This window comes from Streptomyces sp. NPDC055506 (genome assembly GCF_053643595.1).
This window is the reverse complement of the sequence record NZ_JBSHKH010000071.1, coordinates 1-22,672: the sequence shown is the minus strand read 5'-3', so window position 1 is coordinate 22,672 and position 22,672 is coordinate 1. Positions and strand designations below refer to the sequence as shown.

The following is a 22,672-nucleotide window of genomic DNA, read 5'->3' as shown; positions in this document are numbered from 1 at the left end:
ACCGTGACCACCACGACCGACCTGGTGTCGTACGAGGAAGCACTCGCGTCGTACGACCCCGTCATGGGCCTCGAGGTCCATGTCGAACTCGGCACCAAGACCAAGATGTTCTGCGGCTGTTCGACCGCGCTCGGCCAGGACGCCAACACGCAGACCTGTCCCGTCTGCCTCGGCCTGCCCGGCGCGCTGCCGGTCGTCAACGCGACCGGCGTCGAGTCCGCGATCAAGATCGGCCTCGCGCTGAACTGCGAGATCGCCGAATGGTGCCGCTTCGCCCGGAAGAACTACTTCTATCCGGACATGCCGAAGAACTTCCAGACCTCCCAGTACGACGAGCCGATCGCCTTCAACGGCTACCTCGACGTACAGCTGGAGGACGGCGAGACCTTCCGCGTGCAGATCGAGCGCGCCCACATGGAGGAGGACACCGGCAAGTCGACGCACGTCGGCGGCGCCACCGGCCGTATCCACGGCGCGTCCCACTCCCTGCTCGACTACAACCGCGCCGGCATCCCGCTCATCGAGATCGTCACCAAGCCGATCGAGGGCGCGGGGGAGCGTGCTCCCGAGGTCGCCAAGGCGTACGTCCGTGAGCTGCGCGAGGTCATCAAGGCGCTCGGCGTCTCTGAGGCCCGTATGGAGATGGGCCAGATGCGCTGCGACGTGAACCTGTCGCTGCGCCCGAACGGCACCGAGAAGTTCGGCACGCGCTCGGAGACGAAGAACGTCAACTCGCTGCGGTCCGTGGAGCGCGCGGCCCGCTTCGAGATCCAGCGGCACGCGGCCGTGCTCTCCTCCGGCGGCACGATCATCCAGGAGACCCGGCACTTCCACGAGGACACGGGGTCGACGACCTCGGGCCGTGTGAAGGAGGAGGCCGAGGACTACCGGTACTTCCCCGAGCCGGACCTGGTGCCGGTGGCCCCCTCGCGCGAGTGGGTCGAGGAGATCCGGGTGGCGCTTCCCGAGATGCCGCTGGCCCGCCGCACCCGCCTCCTCGCGGAGTGGGGCATCTCGGCCGTCGACATGCAGGCGATCCTCAACGCCGGCGCGCTGGAGCCCATCGTCGCCACCATCGAGGCCGGGGCCGACGCCGCCTCCGCCCGCAAGTGGTGGATGGGCGAGCTGGCCCGCAGCGCCAACGAGTCGGGCAAGGCGCTCGACGAGCTGGCCATCACGCCGGTCCAGGTCGCCCGCGTCTCCGAGCTGGTCTCGAAGGGCGACCTGAACGACAAGCTGGCCCGGCAGGTCATCGAGGGCGTCCTCGCGGGCGAAGGCACCCCGGACGAGGTCGTCGACAAGCGCGGTCTGAAGGTCGTCTCCGACGAGGGCGCGCTGGGCACGGCCGTCGACGAGGCCATCGCCGGCAACCCGGGCGTCGCGGACAAGATCCGCGGCGGCAAGGTGGCCGCGGCCGGCGCCCTGGTCGGCGCGGTCATGAAGGCGACCCGGGGCCAGGCCGACGCGGCACGCGTCAAGGAGCTGATCCTGGAGAAGCTGGGCGTCAGCGAGGGCTGACCCCCGCGGACCCGACAGGGGGGATGCACCGGACCCGGTGCATCCCCCCTGCTCATGTGCTCATGTGTTCTACAGGCGGCGTCCCACGACCCGGACGAAGCCCAGCGTGCCGCCCTGGTCGAGGCGCAGCATCTCGGCGCACCGGCCGGCCATCCGGATGTGCCACTCGTCCGTGTGCTCGTCGGCGACGACCTCGCACCAGCGCAGCCAGTCGCGCCAGCCGTCCTCGAGCCAGTCGGCCGTCTCGACCTCCACGGCCCCGCTGCGGGTCCAGTGGCGCCGCCACCAGGCGGCCGTATGGAAGCACCAGAAGTCTGGCTCCCAGAAGGGCTTGAGGTGCTCCGGCGGCTCGACGCCGTCGATCTCCTCGCGCAGCGCCGGTACGACGACACCGATCCGCCCGCCGGGCTTCAGCAGCCGCGTCAGCTCGGGCAGGTACAGGTCGTTCGTGCCGAAGTACTGGTAGGCGTCGACGGAGACGATCGCGTCGAAGCTGCCCTCGCCGAACGGCAGGTCGTGCGCCTCGGCGAGCACGGGCAGGACACGGTCGGCCACGCCCGCCTCGGCGATGCGCTGGGCGTTCTCGCTCGGCTTGACCCACAGGTCGGCGGCGGTGACCGACACGTCGTACTCCTTGGCGAGGAAGATCGACGTCATGGCACGTCCGCAGCCCAGGTCGAGCACGCGCGAGCCGGGGCTCAGGGTGTCGAGCCCCAGGGCCGGGGCCAGCCACTCCAGCAGCCAGAGCGCGTGCGGGCCCATCTGGTTGTCGATGGTCCAGCGGGCGTCGTAGCGGTTGCTGCGCGGGTAGCCGGGGTGGGCGGTGCGGTCAGCGAGGGGGTCGTTCGAGGTCCGGGAAGTGATGTCCGACATCGGTGAACGGGCTCCTTGAGTCCTTGAGGAGGAAAGGGGATGCGTAGGAGCTCGGTCGGACCGTCAAACAATGCACCTGCTTCGGCCGGGCGGCGGGCTGCCGCGGGCGATTCCTCGGACCGGCGGACGCTAACAGGGGGCCGTATGACCCCGCACCCGGTTTTCGTTCACGACGCGCTACCGTCTCGGCCATGAGTGGACGCGCTGATTCCGACACCGACGCAGAGATAGCGGACTCGGAGGCGGCCCCCGTTCAGGAAGCCGACCAGGAAGCCGACCAGGACGAGGAGCCGGACGACGAGCCGGACGACGACGCGGACGATCCGGACGACGACGATCCGGATGATGACGATGACGATGACGATGACGATGACGATGACGACGAGGACGACGAGGACGACGACGCGCGGCGGGCCCGATGGACCGCCGCCGGGACCGGTGCCCTGCTGACCCTCGCGGGACTGGCCGCCGCGCTGCTCCGCCTCACCCGCCCCGCCCCGGCGTTCGTCCCGGCGGCGTACGCCTGCGGCGCGCTCGTGTGCGCCGGCGCCGCCGTGCTGGGCTCCCGGGGACGCACCCGGCGGGCGCTGTGGCTGCTGATCGCGGGGGCGATGGTGATGGCCCTGGGGGACCAGTTCGATTGATCACTGCCGTTGTGAATAAGCCCACGAAAGCGACAAACGATCTCGTGCGCCTGTAAGAGTGGCTCCGCATTGCTCATGCGTTCTTTGCTGGATGTTCAGGTCATGGACGACTGCTCCCGGCCAAAGATCCACAAAAAGTCACTCTGGGAGCACGATTCGTGGCAGCCCTAGCACGCTGGTGTGTCCAACGCCGTCTGGTCACCGTTCTGCTGTGGCTCCTCGCCTGCGCGGGAGTGGCCGCGGGCGCCGCCGTCGCCGGCTCCGCGTACTCGAACGACTACCAGGTCCCCGGCACCGAGTCGGGCCGCGCCACCGAGCTGCTGCACGAGGGCTTCCCGCAGCTCGGCGGAGACAGCGACACCATCGTCTGGCACACCACGTCCGGCACCGTCCGAGCCGCCGACGTCGAGCAGACCATGACCCGCACCCTCGACCGGGTCGAGAACCTGCCCGGCGTGGCCTCCGTGACCAGCCCCTACGACGGGCCGGGCACGGGCCGCATCAGCGAGGACGCGCGTACGGCGTACGCCACGGTCACCTTCGACGACCGGGCCGAGGACATCGACCAGGGCGAGGCCAAGGCCGTCGTCGACACCGCGAAGGCGGCGGAGACCGACGGGCTCCAGGTGGAGCTGGGCGGCAGTGCCGTCGCGCTCACCCAGTCCTCCGGCGGGCACCTCGCCGAGATCGTCGGCGTGGTCGTCGCCGCGGTCGTGCTGTTCCTCGCCTTCGGTTCGCTCGCCGCCTCCCTGCTGCCCATCGCCACCGCACTGGTCGGCGTGGGCACCGCCTACGCGGGGATCGTGCTGCTCGGGCACGCCATGACCGTCGCCGACTTCGCGCCCATGCTCGGCATGCTGATCGGGCTCGGCGTCGGCATCGACTACGCGCTGTTCATCGTGACGCGCCACCGGCGCGGGCTGAAACGCGGGCTGTCGGTCCCCGAGGCGGCCACGAACGCCGTCGCGACCACGGGACGGGCGGTGGTCTTCGCGGGTGCCACCGTTTGCATCGCCCTGCTCGGCATGCTGATCCTGCGGCTGAGTTTCCTCAACGGTGTCGCCATCGCGGCCAGCCTGACCGTGGTCCTCACCGTCGCGGCCTCCGTGACGCTGCTGCCCGCTCTGCTGTCCTTCATCGGCATGCGCGCGCTCAGCCGCCGTGAACGCCGCCGCCTGGCCGAGCACGGGCCCGAACCCGAGCTGCCGACCGGCTTCGCCGCCCGCTGGTCGGCGTTCGTGGAGCGCCACCCCAAGGTGCTCGGCGCGGTCGCCCTGGTCGTCATGGCCGTCCTCGCGCTGCCCACGTTCTCCCTGCACCTGGGCACCTCCGACCAGGGCAACGACCCCAAGGCGGCCACCACCCGCCAGGCCTACGACCTGCTCGCCGACGGCTTCGGGCCCGGTGTGAACGGCCCGCTCACCCTCGTCACGAACGTCGACGGAGCCGACGACAAGCTCGCCCTGGACAACCTCGACGGCACCCTCCGTGCCACCGACGGCGTCGCCTCGGTCACCCCGGTGACCTTCGACTCCGGCGGCCACACCGCGTACCTGACCGTCGTACCGGAGTCCTCGCCGCAGTCGAAGCAGACCAGCGACCTCGTCGACCGGCTGCGCGGCGAGGTGCTGCCGCGTGCCGAGACGGGCACCTCGCTCGATGTGCACGTCGGCGGCATGACGGCCGGCTACGACGACTTCGCCGACGTCATCGTCTCCAAGCTGCCCGTCTTCGTCGGGGTCGTCATAGGCCTCGGCTGTCTGCTGCTCCTGCTCGCCTTCAGGTCCGTCGGCATCCCGCTGAAGGCCGCCGCGATGAACGTCGCCGCCGTGGCCTCCGCCTTCGGGGTGGTGGTCGCGATGTTCCAGTGGGGCTGGGGCAGCGAACTGCTCGGCCTCGGCAGCGCGGGCCCCATCGAGCCCTTCCTGCCGGTGATCATGGTGTCGGTGCTCTTCGGCCTCTCCATGGACTACCAGGTGTTCCTGGTCAGCCGCATGTACGAGGAGTGGCTGGAGACCGGCGACAACCGGCGTGCCGTGCGCGTCGGCCTCGCCGAGACCAGCCGGGTGATCAACTCGGCGGCGGTCATCATGATCTCCGTCTTCCTCGCCTTCGTCCTCAGCGGCGACCGCGTGATCGCCATGTTCGGCATCGCCTTGGCCGCCGCCGTCGCCCTGGACGCCTTCGTCCTGCGCACGCTCCTCGTCCCCGCCCTGATGCACATGCTCGGCGGCGCCAACTGGTGGCTGCCCCGCTGGCTCGACAAGCGCCTGCCGCGGATCAGCATCGAACCGCCCGAGGCCCGGGCCGCCCATGAGAGGCTGGCCGCCGCGACGGACGCCGAGATGGCGGACGTCCTGGCGGAGGAGGAGCGGCAGCGGGATGTACGCGATATCCCTGGGTGACGACGCCCAGCTGAAACCCCTTGAGCCCTGGCACGCCGAGGAGTTCCTGGCACACCTGGAGCGAGGGCGGGAGTTCATCGGGCAGTACATCCCGTTCGGGACGACCGAGACGGACCCGGCCTCGGCCCGGGCGAAGCTCCAGCTGTACGCCGACATGCGCGCCGCCGACACGGGGTCCCTGCACGGCCTGTGGCTGGAGGGCAAGCTGGTGGGCGGCGTGCTGTTCCTGAACTTCGACGCGGCGACCGGCAACTGCGAGGTCGGCTGCTGGCTGGAGCCCGCCGGGACGGGGCGCGGCCTGGTCACCCGGGCGATGCGCGTCCTCATCGACTGGGCGGTCGAGGAACGCGGCATTCACCGGATCGAGTGGGTCGCCGCGTCGGGAAACCGGCCGAGTCTGAACGTGGCCAAGCGCCTCGGCATGACCCGCGACGGTGTGCGACGCGAGGCGCACCCCTATCGTGGCGTACGGCACGATCTCGAAGTCTGGTCGGTGCTGGCGCCCGAGTGGCGCGCCGCACGCGCGCGTGCCGCTCACAACGATCATTAAGAGACTTCTCAGACAGCGACTTTACGGTGCGAGACATGGCAACGAACGCAGTGGACGAGACCAAGGCCACCGAGGCCACGACCGAGAAGGCGGTGGACACCACCGAGTCCGACGAGGCGACCACGACCGAGGCCCCGGCCGAGGCGGAGGTCGTCGAGACAGAGGTTGCCGAGACCGAGGTCGTCGAGACCAAGGAGGAGGCCCCCTCCGGCATCGGCCAGGGTGCCGCCGCCGTGGTCTCCGCCGCGCTGGGCGTCGTCTCGCTCACCGGCAGCTGGGTCGGCACGATCGCCGCGGCGCGCCAGAACCTGGTCGGTCAGCTGGAGACCGCACAGGGGGCGGGCGTGGCCCAGCAGATCCAGGCGGTCTACGGCGACGCCTGGCAGGCCACAGCGCTGTGGGGCGGCCTGTTCGCCGCCATCGCGCTGGTCGTCGGCGTCGTGACGCTGGCCAGGCCCGCGTTCGGCACGCCCGGCAGGATCCAGGCCCCCTGGATCAAGTCCGTCGCCTGGGCGGGTGTCGCGCTCGGCGTCATCGGCCTGTTCCTGGCCGTCCTCAAGTACACCGGCATCCTGCTCGGACTGCCGTCCGCAGGCTGAGTCACCGCAGGTCCTGAGGGGTCTTAGGAGTTCCGTAAGCACCTTACGGAGCCCCTGGGGCCCCTCAGCCGTGTCTAAGGCCCCGACCGCCGCCGAAGATGCGGAACTCTCCCGATGTGGCCGGCCCGCCTGGGAGACGAGAGTGGAGCCATCACGGAGAAACACTCCGTGACCGGCCTCTCACCAAGGACACAGCATGTACGAGTACGAGCTCCAGCAGTTGCGCACCGCCGAACTCATCCGCCGGGCCGACCACGAACGCCTGGTCCGCGAGGCCACCCGGGCCCGCCGCGCCGCGCGCCGTCAAGCGGCCGAGAACTCCGCCGAGCACGAAAGCCATATCCGGGGCTTCCGCCGGACCAGGTCCGCCCGGGCCGCGTGAACGGCGGGGCGGCTCCGGCCGCCGCGGCCGTTCACACCGGCGTGGCGGCCGGTGATCCCGCCGTTCGCACGGGGACGCCGGCCGGTGCTCCGGCCGTCCGTGGGAAAACCGGTGCCGCGCTGTCGGACGCGCATGCGATGCTCGGGGCCGTGGAGACCAGGTCCTTCAGCCCCGTGTTCGTCGGCCGTGCCGGGGAGTTGGGCACACTGCACGACGCGCTCGCCCGCTCTCGCGAGGGCGAGCCGCAGGCCCTGCTCATCGGCGGGGAGGCCGGAGTCGGCAAGACCCGCCTGGTCGAGGAGTTCGCCGCCGCCGCCCGCCGCCGGGGCGCGGTCGTCGCACTGGGCGGCTGTGTGGAGATCGGCGCCGACGGACTGCCCTTCGCGCCGTTCTCCACCGCGCTGCGCGCCCTGCGCCGCGAACTCCCCGGCGAGCTGGCCGCCGCGGCCGCCGGACAGGAGGAGGAGCTGGCCCGGCTGCTGCCCGAGCTGGGCGAGTCGGGCACCGGGCGGCACGACGAGGACGGCATGGCCCGCCTCTTCGAGCTCACCGCACGCCTGCTGGAGCGCATCGCCGCCGATCACACGGTCGTCCTCGCCTTGGAGGACCTGCACTGGGCCGACGCCTCCACCCGCCACCTGCTCGCCTATCTCTTCCGCACCCTGCGCACCGGCCGCCTCGTCGTCCTCGCCACCTACCGCTCCGACGACATCCACCGCCGCCACCCGCTCAGGCCCCTGCTCGCCGAACTCGACCGGCTCCGCACCGTCCGCCGCGTCGAACTCGCCCGCTTCAGCCGCGAGGAGGTGTGCCGCCAGGTCGCCGGCATCCTCGCCACCGAACCCGACCCGGACCGGATCGACGCGATCTTCGAACGCTCCGACGGCAACGCCTTCTTCGTCGAGGAACTCGCCGTCGCCGGCCACGAGGGCTGCCGCACGGGCCTGACCGACTCCCTGCGCGACCTGCTGCTCGTCCGTGTGGAAGGGCTGCCGGAGTCCGCCCAGCAGGTCGCCCGGATCGTCGCCGAGGGCGGCTCCACCGTCGAGTACCGGCTGCTGGCCGCCGTCGCCCGGCTCGTCGAGGACGACCTCATCGAGGCGCTGCGGGCCGCCGTGAACGCCAGCATCCTCGCCCCCGCACCCGGCGGCGACGGCTACCGCTTCCGCCACTCCCTGGTCCGCGAGGCCGTCAGCGACGACCTGCTCCCCGGCGAACGCTCCCGCCTCAACCGCCGCTACGCCGAAGCCCTGGAGACCGACCCGACCCTCGTCCCGGCCGACCAGCGCCCGGCCCGCCTGGCCAGCTACTGGTACCACGCCCACGACCCCGCCAAGGCCCTGCCCGCCGTCCTCGACGCCGCCGTGGAGGCCCGACACCGCCACGCCTACGCCGAGCAACTGCGGCTGCTGGAACGGGCCATGGAGCTGTGGGACGCAGCCCCCGACGCCGTACGCCGCACCCTCCGCCCCGTCGACTACGCCGAGGTCTACCCTCCCTGCGGCTGCGACCCCTCCACCACCCCGCTGCGCCACCTCGACCTGCTGGCCGAGGCCGCCGTGGCCGGACGGCTCTGCGGGGAGCGCGAACGCGCCCTGAAGATCACCAAGCGGGCGCTGCGCCTGCTGGACGACGAGGACGACCCGCTGCGCGCCGCCTGGTTCTGGATCCAGCGCTCCCGGCTGGTGCAGAGCCTCGCCCGCGGCGACGGCCGGCAGGAGATCGCCACCGCGCAGGAGCTGGTCCGGGGCCTGCCGCCGTCCGAGGTGCACGCCGAGGTGTTCGCCACGGCCGCCCACTGGTCGATGCTCCACGAACCCGGCCCGGAGGCACTGACGGCCGCCGAGCGGGCCGTCGAGTACGCGCGCATGGTGAGCGCCGAGGACATCGAGGCCAACGCCCGGCTCACCCTCGGCGGCCTCATGGTCGACGCCGGGCAGATCGAGGCCGGGCTCACGCACATGTACGAGGTCAGGGACGAGGTGGTCGCCCGGAGCCTCGCGTCGATCGTGGGCCGCAGCCATGTGAACCTGCCCTCCGTCCTCGAAGGCGTCGGCCGTTCCGAGGAGTCCGTCGACATCCTGCGCGAGGGCCTGCGGCTCACCGGGGCGATGGGCCTGCGGGTCGCCGAGGCCTGGATCTGGAGCAACCTCGCGGAGTCGCTCATCTCGCTGGGCCGCTGGGACGAGGCCGTCGAAGCCGCCGGCAACGCCCAGCGGCGCGGCCAGACGGCCGGGCCGCACGGCTCCGGCGCCAACAGCCTGGCGTTCCTCGCGCTCGCCCGCGGCCGGCTCCCCGAGGCCGCCCGCCACCTGGCCGAGGGCCGCGCCGCCTACGGCCCGCTCGACCCCATGCCGCAGCACGACCTCCCGGTCTCCTGCCTCACCATCGCCCTCGCCGTCGCCGAGGGCCGCCTGTCCGACGCCCGCGCCGAACTGGCCCGCACCATGGAGTCCGGTTTCCCGCCCGGCACCCAGCGCTACGCCTGGCCGCTGCTGCTCGAAGCGGCCACCGCGGAGGCCGAGGCCCGGTCCCTGCCCGCCGCCCGGGACGGCCGCGCCCAGGCCCTGGAAGGCATCTTCAGGTCCGCCAAGCGCCTCACCACCAACGCCCCGGTCTGGCTCGCCCACGAGCAGTGGGTCCGCGCCGAACTCCAGCGCGCCGAGGGCCGGGCCACCCCGGAGACCTGGTCGCGGGTGGTCACCGCCTTCGAACCCCTTCAACGGCCCTACGACCTCGCCCGCGTCCGGTACCGCCTGGCCGAGGCCCTGCTGGCGGCCGGCGGCGAGGACGAGCGCGACCGCGCCACGGAGCTGCTGCGCCTCGCCCACGCCGTCGCCAGTCACCTCGCCGCCGGGCCCCTGGCCGACTCCGCCGCCGCGCTCTCCCAGCGCGCCCGCCTCCCGCTCACGCCCGCCTCGGAACCGGCCCTCGCCCCCGCCGACCCCGCCCAGGCCCTCGGCCTCACCAGCCGGGAGAGGGACGTGCTGCGCCTGGTCGCCGTCGGCCACACCAACCGCCGGATAGCCGAGGAGCTGTTCATCTCCCCGAAGACCGCGAGCGTCCACGTCTCCAACATCCTGGCGAAGCTCGGCGTCTCCGGGCGCGGCGAGGCGGCGGCGGTGGCGCACCGGCTGGGGCTGTTTCCGGCGGAATCGGTCCTGCCCGGTCCGGCGGGCTGAGGCATACGCTGTAAGGGACGTCGGGGGTGTCGCGGTTCAGGGAGGATCCGTGTTCAACGTGTTCGAGGAACTGTTCTCGCCCGGCCGCAAACACACCCGTGACGAGCAGAACCGCCTGGAACTGACCCGCGAGGACACGGGGGACGGCGATCCCGGACGCGGCCCGATAGACCTGTCGTCCGGGAAGGTCGTCGTACGCCCGCAGCGGGAGCCGGAGAACACCGAGGAGTGAGCGGGGGCACGGGGGCTACTTCACCCGCAGCTCCAGGATCCGGTCGTCCCCGTCCTTCGGGCTGCCCCGGCCGTCCGTGTTGCTGGTCACGAGCCACAACCGGTCGCCGCCCGCCGGGACCACCGTGCGCAGCCGGCCGTACTCGCCGTCCAGGAAGGCCTGCGGCTCGGCCGAGGCCTCCGTGCCGTTCAGCGGGACGCGCCACAGCCGCTTGCCGCGCAGGCCCGCCATCCAGACCGACCCCTCGGCGTAGGCGATGCCGCTGGGGGACGCCTCGGCCGTGGTCCACTGGTCGATCGGGTTGTGGAAGTCCCCGTCGCCCGACCTGCCCTCGGCCTCCGGCCAGCCGTAGTTGTCGCCCGGCTTGATCGCGTTGAGCTCGTCCCAGGTGTCCTGGCCGAACTCCGAGGCGAAGAGCCGCTGCTTGGTGTCCCAGGCGAGGCCCTGCACATTGCGGTGGCCGTACGAGTACACCGGCGAGCCGGAGAACGGGTTGCCCGGCGCGGGCTCGCCCTCCGGGGTCAGACGCAGGATCTTGCCGCCCACGGAGTCCTTGTCCTGGGACAGGCCGGTGTCGCCGCTCTCGCCCGTGCCGACGTAGAGCATCTTGTCCGGGCCGAACTCGATCCGGCCGCCGTTGTGGATGAAGCCCTTGGGGATGCCCTTGAAGACCGTGTCGGGAGCGCCCAGCTGCTCACCGGAGGGCTTCTTCTCGTCGTACAGCATGCGGACGATGCGGTTGTCCGAGGCCGAGGTGAAGTACGCGTAGACCATGTGGTCCGAGGCGTAGTCGGGAGACAGGGCGATGCCCAGCAGTCCGCCCTCGCCGGCGGCCGAGACGCCCGGCACCTCGCCCAGCTCGGTCTTCTTCCCGGTCTTGTCGTCGACCCGGACGATCGTCCCGTCGTCCCGGGAGGAGACGAGCAGGCCGCCGCCCGGCAGGGGAGCGAGGCCCCAGGGGGAGTCCAGGCCCTCGGCGACGGTGCGCACCACCTCGACCGAGCCCTTGGCGGGAGGTGTCTCCTCGCCGGCCTTCCCCGGCGGCGCGGAGGACTGCGGTGTCGTACGGCCGGGGGAGGCGCCCTCGTCCGAGCCGGACGATCCTCCGCCGTCGGAGGAGCAGCCGGCCGTCAGCAGGAGCGCGGCGGCGGCCAACACGGCCGGGACGGCTCGACGTTGCACGATCATGGTCCCTTCGACGCGGCGGGTTCTCCCTGTCATACACCGCAAGCGCCTCACAAGTTCCCGATCGCCGAACCCCGAACCGAGAACAGGGGGCCTGGGCGGGTTTGTGACCTAGCCGCCGGGGCCGGGTCCGGCTCAGTCCCACGACCCCTGGGCCCGGGGCAGCTCCGCCACTTCCCGCAGATTGTCCGGCGTCAGGCGCAGGGTCGTCGCGGCCGCGTTCTCGGTGACCCAGCGCTCCTGCTTCGTGCCCGGTACCGGGACCACGTGCGGGCCCTGGGCGAGTATCCAGGCGAGGGCGACCTGGGCGGGGGTGACGTGTTCGCCGTGGCGGCGGGCCACGCGGCGCAGGCCCGCGACGATCGGCTGGTTCGCGGCCATCATCTCCCCCGTGAAACGGGGGTGCCGGGCGCGCAGGTCGTCCGCCTCGAAACCCGCGCCGGTCCGCAGCCTGCCGGTCAGATAGCCGTTGCCGAGCGGCATCGCGGCGAGGAAGCCGACGCCCCGCGTCTGGCACCACGGCAGCAGGGTCTCCAGCGCCTCGGGCGACCACACCGACAGTTCCGCCTCCACCGCGCTCACCGGGAAGACCTGCTGCACCCGCTCCAGCTGCCGTATCGTCGCGTCGTGCGGCCGGGCCCCGCCGCGACGGCCGGCCCGCGCGCCGACCGCACACAGGCCGAGCGCCCGCACCTTCCCGGCCTGGACGAGCTCCGCCATCGCGCCCCACGTCTCCTCGACGGGCACCTCCGGGTCGGCCCGGTGCAGCTGGTAGAGGTCTATGACGTCCGTCTGGAGGCGCCGCAGCGAGGCGTCGCAGGCACGTTTCACATAGCCCGGGCGGCCGTTGGCGACGATGTGCTGGTCGCCCACGAGCAGACCGACCTTGGTCGACACGAACGCGTCGGACCGGCGCTCCTTCAACGCCCGCCCCACCAGCAGTTCGTTGGTGAAGGGGCCGTACATGTCGGCCGTGTCCAGCAGGGACGCGCCCAGGTCGAGCGCCCGGTGCACCGCCCTGAGCGACTCGTCGCCACGCTGCCGTGAGGTGCTGTAGGCCCAGCTCATCGGCATGCACCCGAGTCCGACGGCCCCCACCGCGAGCGCCGCCGCGCCGATCGTCCTGCGCTCCACCTGGTCGTGACCCTCCCTGTTCCGGCCACCCCAACCTAACCTCTGCCGTCGCACGCTCCTGACATAGCCTCCAGGGCATGACTGCTGACGTGTGGCTGCCCATCCCGCCGGACGAGATCGAGGGGCTCCCCGAGGGTCCCGGTTACCGCTACTGGAACGGCGGGGACGAGTTCCCCGCGGACCCGGCGGACTGCGCCTTCTACGTCGTCCCCTACATGAAGCCCAGCCCGCTGTGCGTGCGCCCGATGCCGGAGATGAGCCACGTAGAGGTCGTGCAGACCCTCTCGGCCGGGATCGACCACGTGCAGCCCGGGCTGCGGCACCTGCGTCCGGGCGTGCGGCTGTGCAACGCGCGCGGGGTGCACGAGGCCAGCACCGGAGAGCTCACCCTCGCCCTGATCCTGGCCTCACTGCGCGGGATCCCCGACTTCGTCCGCGCGCAGGACCGGGGGGAGTGGCTCGCCGGGTACCGGCCCGCCCTCGCCGACAAGAGCGTCCTCATCGTGGGATACGGCTCGATCGGCGCGGCCATCGAGGACCGGCTCGTTCCGTTCGAGGTGGCGCGGGTGGCGCGCGTCGCGCGCTCCGAGCGCACCACGGCGCGCGGTCCGGTGCATCCGCTCACCGAACTCGCCTCCCTGCTCCCGGAAGCGGACATCGTCATCCTGGCCACGCCGCTCACCGAAACCACCCGTGGCCTCGCCGGGGCCGAGTTCCTGTCCCATATGAAGGACGGCGCGCTCCTGGTCAACGTGGCCCGCGGCCCCGTCGTCGACACCAAGGCCCTGCTCGCCGAGGTGGAGACCGGCCGCATCACCGCCGCCCTCGACGTCACCGACCCCGAGCCCCTGCCGCGCGAACACCGCTTGTGGCGTGCGCCGGGGGTACTCATCAGCCCCCACGTCGGCGGACCCACCTCCGCGTTCCTTCCGCGCGCCAAGCGGCTCCTGGTGGACCAGTTGAACCGTTATGTGAACCGGGAGCCGCTCCGCAACGTGATCCTTACGACGGGTGCATCAACAGGCTGAACCGACCTCGGGTACCGTCCGCAATCCTTCGGGTGCGGTGGGTACTCATATATCTGTTGATCGTCACGGAGCGTAGAGAACCTATGTCCCTGAGTGACGAGACTGGTGTATCGTCCCGACAGGGGCAGCGCCGGGGGACTTTCGGCGCCGGGGACGGACCTTTCGGACTGTGAGGGGGGCGACAGGCGATGCACGGCCTATGGACGAGCGATCCGACGGGACGGGGCGGCCGGCGGCGACCCTGGCGGACGGCCGCGTATCGACGCGGTCCGCACGCCGATCACGGCGGCCACCACACCCACCACAGTGAACACCATCAAGCGGTACGGGCCGGGAGGGTCCGGTGAGCGCGCCGCCGACCCCGATGCTGGACGGAGCGCTGCGGGCACAGCCTCCGTCACCGGGGGTGCTGCTGCCCCGCACGCCGGCCCGCGGCCATCGGCCGGGCCTGGCCCTCCAGCTCGTCCTCGCCCTGGTCTGCGCGGCGTACGCCGTCGGTTCCGCGCTCGGCTGGGGCTCGTACCAAGTGGCCCTCATCATGGGCGACTTCGGGCTGAGCGCCGCGGCGGCCACCGCCTCCGTCTCGTGCTTCCTCTACGCCCGCAACCGCCGCACCCGCTTTCGACCCGCCTGGCTGCTGTTCGGCCTCTCCTCCGCCATGGCGGCTCTCGGCAACCTGGTCTGGGGGTGGTACGAGGTGGTCCTGGGACTGCCCGTGCCCAGCCCCAGCTACGCCGACCTGTTCTTCCTGTGCTTCGCGCCGCCCGCCATCGTCGGGCTGCTCGTGCTCGCCAAGCGGCCGGTGTCCAAGGCCGGCTGGGTCTGTCTCGGGCTGGACGCCTGGCTGATCGGCGGCTCGCTGCTCACCCTGGCGTGGAGCCTCGCCCTCGCCCAGGCCGCGAAGTCGGAAGGGCCGGGCGTGGCGCACACCGCGCTGTCGCTGGCCTACCCACTGCTCGACATCGCGCTGGTCAGCATGGTCCTCGCGCTGCACTTCAGGCGGTCCGCGGGGAACCGCTCCGCGGTCAACACCGCCATCGGCGCGCTCGCGCTGACCGTGATGTGCGACGCGCTGTTCACCTCGCCGCTGATGCACCACGACTACCGCTCCGGCCAGCTGCTCGACGCGGGCTGGTTCGCCGGCTCGCTGCTCCTGGCGTACGCCCCGTGGGCCGCGCCCCGCACGCAGGACACCGACCGGCACGGCCCGGACCGGCAGAGCACGGCGGGGCACACGCGCGTGGTGCACGAGCACGTGCCCGGGCAGCGCGGCGGCCCGCACCACCAGCCGCCCACGCCCGGAGGCGAACTCGGCCGCTATCCGGCCGCCCGGCCCATCTCCGGCTCCCTCGCCGCCCTCACGCCGTATCTCGCGGCCGCCGTGTGCACCCTGGGGATCCTCTACAACGTCCTCAACGGCCGCAGCGTCGACCGCGTGGTCCTGCTGACCGGTGGCACGGTCGTGCTCGCGCTCGTCGTGCGCCAGGGCATCATGCTGCTCGACAACATCACCCTCACCCAGGAACTGGCGCAGAAGGAGAACCACTTCCGCTCCCTGGTGCAGGGCTCCAGCGACGTGATCATGATCGCCGCGCCCAGCGGTGTCCTCCGGTACGTCTCCCCGGCCGCCGCCGGTGTGTACGGTCGCTCGGCGGAGGACCTGGTGGGTACGGAACTGGCCAGTCTCATCCACCCGGAGGACCTGGGCTGCGTCGTGCACGAGGCGCGCAGGTTCCTCGCCGCCAACCCGGTCGAGGAAGCCACTACGCGCATCGAGTGCCGATTCCGCTCGGGCGACGGAGGCTGGCTCAACGTCGAGTCGACCGTCAACCGCCACCAGGGCGGGCTCATCTTCAACAGCAGGGACGTGACCGAAAGGGTCCGGCTCCAGGCCCAGTTGCAGCACAACGCCGAGCACGACCCGCTCACGGACCTGCCCAACCGCGCCCTGTTCACCAAGCGCGTCCAGCACGCGCTCTCGGGCCGCCGGGCCTCCGACCGGGGCCTGGCCCTGCGGAACACGGCCGTGCTGTTCATCGACCTCGACGGCTTCAAGGCCGTCAACGACACGATCGGGCACCAGGCGGGGGACGAGCTGCTCGTCCAGGCCGCCCGCAGACTCCAGGACTCCGTCCGGCAGGGCGACACCGCCTCCCGGCTGGGCGGCGACGAGTTCGCGGCCCTGATCGTCGGGGACAACACCCGCGACCGGGCCGCCCGGGAACGGCACATAGTGGAACTCGCCGACCGCCTCAGGACGACGCTCTCCCAGCCGTACCTCATCGACGGCAACGATGTCCGTGTCAACGCCTCCATCGGCGTCGCCTTCGCGGATGCGGGCCTCGGCGCGGGCGAGCTGCTGCGCAACGCCGACCTGGCCATGTACCGCGCCAAGGCCGGGGGCAAGGGCCGCGTGGAGCTGTACAAGCCGCAGATGCAGCAGGACGTCGTCCGCAAGGCGGAGCTGGCCACGCGTCTGCGGGCCGCGCTGCACGACGGCGAGTTCGCCCTGCTGCACCAGCCGGTGGTCTGCCTCGAGGACGGCCGGATCACGTCGGTGTCCGCGCAGGCGCGCTGGCGCTCCTCGCAGGGGGTGCTCTTCACCCCGGCGGAGTTCCTGCGCGTGGCCGAGGACAGCGACAAGACCGCCGAGCTGGGCCGGTGGATGATCGAGGAGGCCGTCGAGCAGGCCGCCGAGCGGCAGGCGACCGGGCTGTCCGTGCCGGTCGTCGTCCGGATGAGCGCCCGCCGGCTGCTGGACCGGTCGATGCCGCTCGGCTCGATCGAGGCACTGCTCACGCGGCACGGGCTGCCTTCCGGGTCGCTGATCATCGAGCTGTCCGACGCCGGCCCGACGGTCTCGCCGGACGAGCTGGAGCGGCGTCTCGGCGCCCTGCGGCGGGTCGGCGTACGGATCGCCCTCGACGGGTTCGGCGGCGACTGCGCGGCGATCACGGCCCTCAGGCGGCTCCCCGTCGACATCCTGAAACTCGACCGCGCTCTGGTCGAGGGTGTCGTCGAGTCCGCCCGCTTGTACAAGATCACCAGTGGGCTGCTGCGCATCGCCACCGATCTCGGGCTGAAGTCCGTGGCCGAGGGGGTGGACCTGCCCGAGCAGGTCGTCGCCCTGCGCGCGATGGGCTGCACACACGGGCAGGGCATGGCGTTCTCCGGACCGCTCGACGAGTACCGACTGCGCCGGGCCCTGGCCGGCGGTCACTATCCGGTGCCGAACGGATCTGCCGAGCCGGCGTTCGCGGGCGGTGCCCCGCGGGTGTACAGCTCGGGAGTGTCCGCCGTCATCGGAGGCGGTACGGCCCTACGCTCACATAATGAGACTCCCGTCCCACCCACTTGACAGTGAGTGTGCGCCGGGGGGAGGGTCTGTGCCATGCGCACCCGAATTCTCGTACTTGGAAAGCGCGTCGGCTGACGCTGAGCCTCGACCGCTCAGCGACTCCACCCGGCGCGCTCCCCTCGCTTGCCTTATGGCACGAGGGGTTTTTTGTTGCACAGGCGCCTTACGTGCAGCAGATGAAAACCGCACAAACCTCGCAAAAAACCCTCAGCATCTGAGAAGAGAATGCCGATGACCGAGCAGGCCACCGGGGCCCATCACCCGCAGCCCCGGCCCCGATCCGGAGGACACTCCGCCCCCGAGCAGGTGACGGGCGCGCAGTCCCTCATCCGCTCTCTCGAGGAGGTCGGCGCCGACACGGTATTCGGCATTCCCGGCGGGGCGATCCTCCCCGCCTACGACCCGCTGATGGACTCCACCAGGGTGCGCCACGTCCTGGTCCGGCACGAGCAGGGCGCCGGCCACGCCGCCACCGGCTACGCGCAGGCCACCGGCAAGGTCGGCGTCTGCATGGCCACTTCAGGCCCCGGCGCGACCAACCTGGTCACCCCGATCGCCGACGCGCACATGGACTCCGTGCCGCTGGTCGCGATCACCGGCCAGGTGGCGTCCAAGGCGATCGGCACCGACGCCTTCCAGGAGGCGGACATCGTCGGCATCACCATGCCGATCACCAAGCACAACTTCCTCGTCACCAAGGCCGAGGACATCCCGCGGATCATCGCCCAGGCCTTCCACATCGCCTCGACCGGCCGCCCGGGCCCGGTCCTGGTCGACATCGCCAAGGACGCCCTCCAGGCGAAGACCACCTTCTCCTGGCCGCCCGCCATGGACCTGCCCGGCTACCGCCCGGTGACCAAGCCGCACGCCAAGCAGATCCGCGAGGCCGCCAAGCTGATCACCCAGGCGAAGCGGCCCGTGCTCTACGTCGGCGGCGGCGTGCTCAAGGCCAAGGCCACCGCCGAGCTGAAGGTCCTCGCCGAGCTCACCGGCGCGCCCGTCACCACCACCCTGATGGCGCTCGGCGCGTTCCCCGACGACCACCCGCAGCACCTGGGCATGCCCGGCATGCACGGCTCCGTGGCCGCCGTCACCGGTCTGCAGAAGGCCGATCTGATCGTCGCCCTCGGCGCCCGCTTCGACGACCGCGTCACCGGCAAGCTGGACAGCTTCGCCCCCTTCGCCAAGATCGTCCACGCGGACATCGACCCGGCCGAGATCGGCAAGAACCGCGCCGCCGACGTGCCGATCGTCGGTGACGCCCGCGAGGTCATCGCCGACCTGATCCAGGCCGTCCAGAAGGAGCACAGCGAAGGCCAACAGGGCGATTACAGCGCCTGGTGGAAGGACCTGAGCCGCTGGCGCGACACCTACCCGCTCGGCTACGACCAGCCCGACGACGGCTCGCTCTCCCCGCAGCAGGTCATCCAGCGCATCGGACAGCTCGCGCCCGAGGGCACGATCTTCGCGGCGGGCGTCGGCCAGCACCAGATGTGGGCCGCCCACTTCATCGAGTACGACAAGCCGGGCACCTGGCTGAACTCCGGCGGCGCCGGAACCATGGGCTACGCCGTCCCGGCCGCCATGGGAGCCAAGGCCGGCGCACCCGAGCGGGCCGTCTGGGCCATCGACGGCGACGGCTGCTTCCAGATGACCAACCAGGAGCTCACCACCTGCGCCCTGAACAACATCCCGATCAAGGTCGCCGTCATCAACAACGGCGCCCTCGGGATGGTCCGCCAGTGGCAGACCCTCTTCTACAACCAGCGGTACTCCAACACCGTCCTGCACTCCGGCCCGGAGGACGTCAACCCGGACGCCCGCGGCACCCGCGTCCCCGACTTCGTGAAGCTGTCGGAGGCCATGGGCTGCTATGCCATCCGCTGCGAGTCCCCGGACGACCTCGACAAGGTCATCGAGGAGGCGAACTCGATCAACGACCGCCCGGTCGTCATCGACTTCATCGTCCACGAGGACGCGATGGTCTGGCCGATGGTCGCCGCCGGCACCTCCAACGACGAGATCATGGCCGCCCGGGACGTCCGCCCCGACTTCGGCGACAACGAAGACGACTGAGAGCCGTAAAGGAAGCCAGATCATGTCCAAGCACACGCTCTCCGTCCTGGTGGAGAACACGCCCGGCATCCTCGCCCGGATCGCCGCCCTGTTCTCCCGCCGCGGCTTCAACATCGACTCGCTCGCCGTCGGTGTCACCGAGCACCCCGACATCTCCCGCATCACCATCGTCGTCGGCGTGGAGGACCTGCCGCTGGAGCAGGTGACCAAGCAGCTCAACAAGCTCGTCAACGTGCTGAAGATCGTCGAGCTGGAGCCCTCGCAGGCGGTGCAGCGCGAACTCGTCCTGGTGAAGGTGCGCGCCGACAACGAGACGCGCTCCCAGATCGTCGAGATCGTCCAGCTGTTCCGCGCCAAGACCGTCGACGTCTCCCCGGAGGCCGTCACCATCGAGGCCACCGGGTCCGGCGAGAAGCTGTCCGCCATGCTCAAGATGCTGGAGCCGTACGGCATCAAGGAGCTGGTCCAGTCCGGCACGATCGCGATCGGCCGTGGCGCCCGTTCCATCACGGACCGGTCGCTGCGCGCCCTGGACCGGTCGGCGTAAGACCTGAAGCGGGCGGTCGGCGCGCCGTCGGCCGCCCGTATTCCGAGACCCTCAGACTTCCCTTCCGCCCCCCGTCATACGGTGGGACGCAACACCTGCACTCCCGAGGAGAGAACCCAAAGTGGCCGAGCTGTTCTACGACGCCGACGCCGACCTGTCCATCATCCAGGGCCGCAAGGTCGCGGTCATCGGGTACGGCAGCCAGGGCCACGCCCACGCGCTGTCGCTCCGTGACTCGGGTGTCGACGTCCGCGTCGGTCTGCACGAGGGCTCCAAGTCCAAGGCCAAGGCCGAGGAGCAGGGCCTGCGCGTGGTGAGCCCGTCGGAGGCCGCCGCCGAGGCCGACGTCATCATGATCCTCGTCCCGGACCCGATCCAGGCCCAGGTCTACGAGGACCACATCAAGGACAACCTGAACGACGGCGACGCGCTGTTCTTCGGCCACGGCCTGAACATCCGCTTCGGCTTCATCAAGCCCCCGGCCGGCGTCGACGTCTGCATGGTCGCCCCCAAGGGCCCGGGCCACCTGGTCCGCCGCCAGTACGAGGAGGGCCGCGGCGTTCCGTGCATCGCCGCCGTCGAGCAGGACGCCACGGGCAACGGCTTCGCGCTGGCCCTGTCGTACGCCAAGGGCATCGGCGGCACCCGGGCCGGCGTCATCAAGACGACCTTCACCGAGGAGACCGAGACCGACCTCTTCGGCGAGCAGGCCGTCCTCTGCGGTGGTACGGCCGCGCTGGTCAAGGCGGGCTTCGAGACCCTGACCGAGGCCGGCTACCAGCCGGAGATCGCCTACTTCGAGTGCCTGCACGAGCTGAAGCTGATCGTCGACCTCATGTACGAGGGCGGCCTGGAGAAGATGCGCTGGTCGATCTCCGAGACCGCCGAGTGGGGCGACTACGTCACCGGCCCGCGCATCATCACCGACGCCACCAAGGCCGAGATGAAGAAGGTCCTCGCCGAGATCCAGGACGGCACCTTCGCCCAGCAGTGGATGGACGAGTACCACGGCGGTCTGAAGAAGTACAACGAGTACAAGACCCAGGACTCCGAGCACCTGCTGGAGACCACCGGCAAGGAGCTGCGCAAGCTCATGAGCTGGGTCGACGAGGAGGCGTGAGCCCCTGGGGCCGGCCGCGGCACCGCTGCCACGGCCGGCCCCTTTCTCGTCCGGGTGATCCTTCCGCTCAGGCGGGAGGCGCCCTCCGCACCACCACTACACTGCTGCATATATACGCGTCAGGCCCACAGCGTCGTGCGTCTTCCACGCGGCAAGCATCCCTCCACCGCCTGCGGCCGTCGGGACGGCCGTCCGCAGCATTGGACTTGTGAGGACTCACGTGAGCTCGAAACCCGTCGTACTCATCGCTGAAGAGCTGTCGCCCGCCACCGTCGACGCGCTTGGCCCGGACTTCGAGATCCGGCATTGCAACGGCGGGGACCGGGCCGAGCTGCTCCCGGCCATCGCCGATGTCGACGCGATCCTGGTCCGTTCGGCCACCAAGGTCGACGCCGAGGCGATCGCAGCCGCGAACAAGCTCAAGGTCGTCGCACGAGCCGGCGTCGGCCTGGACAACGTGGACGTCTCCGCCGCCACCAAGGCCGGCGTGATGGTCGTCAACGCCCCCACCTCGAACATCGTGACCGCCGCCGAGCTGGCCTGCGGGCTGCTCGTGGCCACCGCCCGTAACATCCCGCAGGCCAACGCCGCTCTGAAGAACGGCGAGTGGAAGCGCAGCAAGTACACGGGCGTCGAGCTGGCCGAGAAGACCCTCGGTGTCGTCGGTCTCGGCCGCATCGGCGCGCTGGTCGCGCAGCGCATGTCGGCCTTCGGCATGAAGGTCGTCGCCTACGACCCCTATGTGCAGCCGGCCCGCGCCGCGCAGATGGGCGTCAAGGTCCTGTCGCTGGACGAGCTGCTCGAGGTCTCCGACTTCATCACCGTCCACCTCCCCAAGACGCCCGAGACCCTCGGTCTGATCGGCGACGAGGCGCTGCGCAAGGTCAAGCCGAGCGTGCGCATCGTCAACGCCGCGCGCGGCGGGATCGTCGACGAGGAGGCGCTGTACTCCGCCCTCAAGGAGGGCCGGGTCGCCGGTGCCGGTCTCGACGTGTACGCCAAGGAGCCCTGCACCGACTCGCCGCTCTTCGAGTTCGACCAGGTCGTCGCCACCCCGCACCTCGGTGCCTCCACCGACGAGGCGCAGGAGAAGGCCGGTATCGCCGTCGCCCGCTCGGTGCGCCTCGCCCTCGCCGGTGAGCTCGTGCCGGACGCGGTGAACGTGCAGGGCGGTGTCATCGCCGAGGACGTCAAGCCGGGCCTGCCGCTCGCCGAGCGTCTCGGCCGGATCTTCACCGCGCTCGCCGGTGAGGTCGCGGTCCGCCTCGACGTCGAGGTGTACGGCGAGATCACCCAGCACGATGTGAAGGTGCTGGAGCTGTCCGCCCTCAAGGGTGTCTTCGAGGACGTCGTCGACGAGACGGTGTCCTATGTGAACGCCCCGCTGTTCGCGCAGGAGCGCGGTGTCGAGGTGCGCCTGACCACCAGCTCCGAGGCGTCCGAGCACCGCAATGTCGTCACCGTGCGCGGCACCCTCGCCGACGGCGAGGAGGTGTCGGTCTCCGGCACGCTGGCCGGCCCGAAGCACCTCCAGAAGATCGTCGCGGTCGGGGAGTACGACGTCGACCTCGCGCTCGCCGAGCACATGGTCGTGCTGCGGTACGAGGACCGGCCGGGTGTCGTCGGCACGGTGGGCCGCATCCTCGGTGAGGCGGGCATCAACATCGCCGGCATGCAGGTGTCGCGGGCCGTGGCCGGCGGCGAGGCGCTGGCGGTGCTGACCGTGGACGACACGGTGACCTCCGGGGTGCTGGCCGAGGTGGCGGCGGAGATCGGTGCGACCTCCGCGCGCTCCGTTAACTTTTTCTGACCTTCGATCAGACGAGTGACTGTCTGATT

At 71.2% G+C, this 22,672-nt stretch carries 17 protein-coding genes; 14 read left to right on the top strand and 3 right to left on the bottom strand.

Translation table 11 applies throughout. The features are described 5' to 3' along the window. Positions 1 to 3 precede the first annotated feature (3 nt). Positions 4 to 1,518 (top strand): Asp-tRNA(Asn)/Glu-tRNA(Gln) amidotransferase subunit GatB, encoded by a 1,515-nt coding sequence (gene gatB / locus ACWIF2_RS25010; protein ID WP_454362879.1) that lies wholly within the window; start codon positions 4 to 6, stop codon positions 1,516 to 1,518. Positions 1,519 to 1,587: 69 nt separating this feature from the next. On the opposite strand, the gene ACWIF2_RS25005 is transcribed toward gatB, so the two are convergent. Further along, entirely contained in the window at positions 1,588 to 2,391 is an 804-nt protein-coding gene (locus ACWIF2_RS25005; RefSeq protein ID WP_454362878.1) for a methyltransferase domain-containing protein, read from the bottom strand. Positions 2,392 to 2,582: 191 nt separating this feature from the next. Here ACWIF2_RS25005 and ACWIF2_RS25000 point away from each other — a divergent pair, with 191 nt between their 5' ends. The 7 genes from ACWIF2_RS25000 (at position 2,583) to ACWIF2_RS24970 (ending at position 10,385) form a co-directional block, all read left to right on the top strand. Continuing rightward, complete coding sequence (locus ACWIF2_RS25000) at positions 2,583 to 3,035, top strand: hypothetical protein (protein ID WP_454362877.1); 453 nt, start codon at positions 2,583 to 2,585, stop codon at positions 3,033 to 3,035. Positions 3,036 to 3,193: 158 nt separating this feature from the next. Beyond that, entirely contained in the window at positions 3,194 to 5,440 is a 2,247-nt protein-coding gene (locus ACWIF2_RS24995) for an MMPL family transporter (protein ID WP_454362876.1), read from the top strand. Next, on the top strand, positions 5,418 to 5,990 hold the full coding sequence (locus ACWIF2_RS24990; protein WP_454362875.1) for a GNAT family N-acetyltransferase: 573 nt from the start codon (positions 5,418 to 5,420) through the stop codon (positions 5,988 to 5,990). Before ACWIF2_RS24995 ends, ACWIF2_RS24990 begins: the two co-directional genes overlap by 23 nt. 35 nt (positions 5,991 to 6,025) lie before the next feature. Beyond that, on the top strand, positions 6,026 to 6,589 hold the full coding sequence (locus ACWIF2_RS24985; RefSeq protein WP_454362874.1) for a hypothetical protein: 564 nt from the start codon (positions 6,026 to 6,028) through the stop codon (positions 6,587 to 6,589). Positions 6,590 to 6,785: 196 nt separating this feature from the next. Further along, complete coding sequence (locus ACWIF2_RS24980; protein ID WP_454362873.1) at positions 6,786 to 6,971, top strand: hypothetical protein; 186 nt, start codon at positions 6,786 to 6,788, stop codon at positions 6,969 to 6,971. Positions 6,972 to 7,108: 137 nt separating this feature from the next. After that, entirely contained in the window at positions 7,109 to 10,153 is a 3,045-nt protein-coding gene (locus ACWIF2_RS24975; RefSeq protein ID WP_454362872.1) for a helix-turn-helix transcriptional regulator, read from the top strand. A gap of 49 nt (positions 10,154 to 10,202) precedes the next feature. After that, positions 10,203 to 10,385 carry a DUF6191 domain-containing protein gene (locus ACWIF2_RS24970; RefSeq protein WP_454362871.1) on the top strand — a complete coding sequence of 61 codons (183 nt, stop codon included), beginning with the start codon at positions 10,203 to 10,205 and terminating at the stop codon, positions 10,383 to 10,385. A gap of 15 nt (positions 10,386 to 10,400) precedes the next feature. On the opposite strand, the gene ACWIF2_RS24965 is transcribed toward ACWIF2_RS24970, so the two are convergent. Together ACWIF2_RS24965 and ACWIF2_RS24960 are read right to left on the bottom strand one after the other, a co-directional pair. Next, positions 10,401 to 11,573, bottom strand: a complete 1,173-nt coding sequence (locus ACWIF2_RS24965) for a PQQ-dependent sugar dehydrogenase (protein ID WP_454362870.1) — start codon at positions 11,571 to 11,573, stop codon at positions 10,401 to 10,403. Between the two features lie 132 nt (positions 11,574 to 11,705). Further along, entirely contained in the window at positions 11,706 to 12,704 is a 999-nt protein-coding gene (locus ACWIF2_RS24960) for an aldo/keto reductase (protein WP_454362869.1), read from the bottom strand. A 77-nt stretch (positions 12,705 to 12,781) separates the two neighbouring features. Here ACWIF2_RS24960 and ACWIF2_RS24955 point away from each other — a divergent pair, with 77 nt between their 5' ends. The 6 genes from ACWIF2_RS24955 (at position 12,782) to serA (ending at position 22,643) form a co-directional block, all read left to right on the top strand. Beyond that, on the top strand, positions 12,782 to 13,732 hold the full coding sequence (locus ACWIF2_RS24955) for a 2-hydroxyacid dehydrogenase (protein ID WP_454362868.1): 951 nt from the start codon (positions 12,782 to 12,784) through the stop codon (positions 13,730 to 13,732). A 343-nt stretch (positions 13,733 to 14,075) separates the two neighbouring features. Beyond that, the gene (locus ACWIF2_RS24950) at positions 14,076 to 17,090 is read left to right on the top strand and encodes a putative bifunctional diguanylate cyclase/phosphodiesterase (RefSeq protein ID WP_454362867.1); all 3,015 of its coding nucleotides are present in this window, start codon (positions 14,076 to 14,078) and stop codon (positions 17,088 to 17,090) included. A gap of 225 nt (positions 17,091 to 17,315) precedes the next feature. Next, positions 17,316 to 19,166 carry an acetolactate synthase large subunit gene (locus ACWIF2_RS24945; protein WP_454362866.1) on the top strand — a complete coding sequence of 617 codons (1,851 nt, stop codon included), beginning with the start codon at positions 17,316 to 17,318 and terminating at the stop codon, positions 19,164 to 19,166. Positions 19,167 to 19,188: 22 nt separating this feature from the next. Next, entirely contained in the window at positions 19,189 to 19,713 is a 525-nt protein-coding gene (gene ilvN / locus ACWIF2_RS24940) for an acetolactate synthase small subunit (protein WP_010048631.1), read from the top strand. 121 nt (positions 19,714 to 19,834) lie between these two features. After that, positions 19,835 to 20,833: a ketol-acid reductoisomerase gene (gene ilvC / locus ACWIF2_RS24935; RefSeq protein ID WP_454362865.1), complete on the top strand. Its 999-nt coding sequence runs from the start codon at positions 19,835 to 19,837 to the stop codon at positions 20,831 to 20,833. A gap of 220 nt (positions 20,834 to 21,053) precedes the next feature. After that, positions 21,054 to 22,643, top strand: a complete 1,590-nt coding sequence (gene serA / locus ACWIF2_RS24930) for a phosphoglycerate dehydrogenase (RefSeq protein ID WP_454362864.1) — start codon at positions 21,054 to 21,056, stop codon at positions 22,641 to 22,643. Positions 22,644 to 22,672 lie beyond the last annotated feature (29 nt).

Coding starts and splice junctions, on each gene's coding strand:
- ACWIF2_RS25005 (WP_454362878.1), bottom strand. CDS start 2,391: ATGTCGGACATCACTTCCCGGACCTCGAACGACCCCCTCGCTGACCGC.
- ACWIF2_RS25000 (WP_454362877.1), top strand. CDS start 2,583: ATGAGTGGACGCGCTGATTCCGACACCGACGCAGAGATAGCGGACTCG.
- ACWIF2_RS24990 (WP_454362875.1), top strand. CDS start 5,418: ATGTACGCGATATCCCTGGGTGACGACGCCCAGCTGAAACCCCTTGAG.
- ACWIF2_RS24985 (WP_454362874.1), top strand. CDS start 6,026: ATGGCAACGAACGCAGTGGACGAGACCAAGGCCACCGAGGCCACGACC.
- ACWIF2_RS24980 (WP_454362873.1), top strand. CDS start 6,786: ATGTACGAGTACGAGCTCCAGCAGTTGCGCACCGCCGAACTCATCCGC.
- ACWIF2_RS24975 (WP_454362872.1), top strand. CDS start 7,109: ATGCTCGGGGCCGTGGAGACCAGGTCCTTCAGCCCCGTGTTCGTCGGC.
- ACWIF2_RS24965 (WP_454362870.1), bottom strand. CDS start 11,573: ATGATCGTGCAACGTCGAGCCGTCCCGGCCGTGTTGGCCGCCGCCGCG.
- ACWIF2_RS24955 (WP_454362868.1), top strand. CDS start 12,782: ATGACTGCTGACGTGTGGCTGCCCATCCCGCCGGACGAGATCGAGGGG.
- ACWIF2_RS24945 (WP_454362866.1), top strand. CDS start 17,316: ATGCCGATGACCGAGCAGGCCACCGGGGCCCATCACCCGCAGCCCCGG.
- ilvN (WP_010048631.1), top strand. CDS start 19,189: ATGTCCAAGCACACGCTCTCCGTCCTGGTGGAGAACACGCCCGGCATC.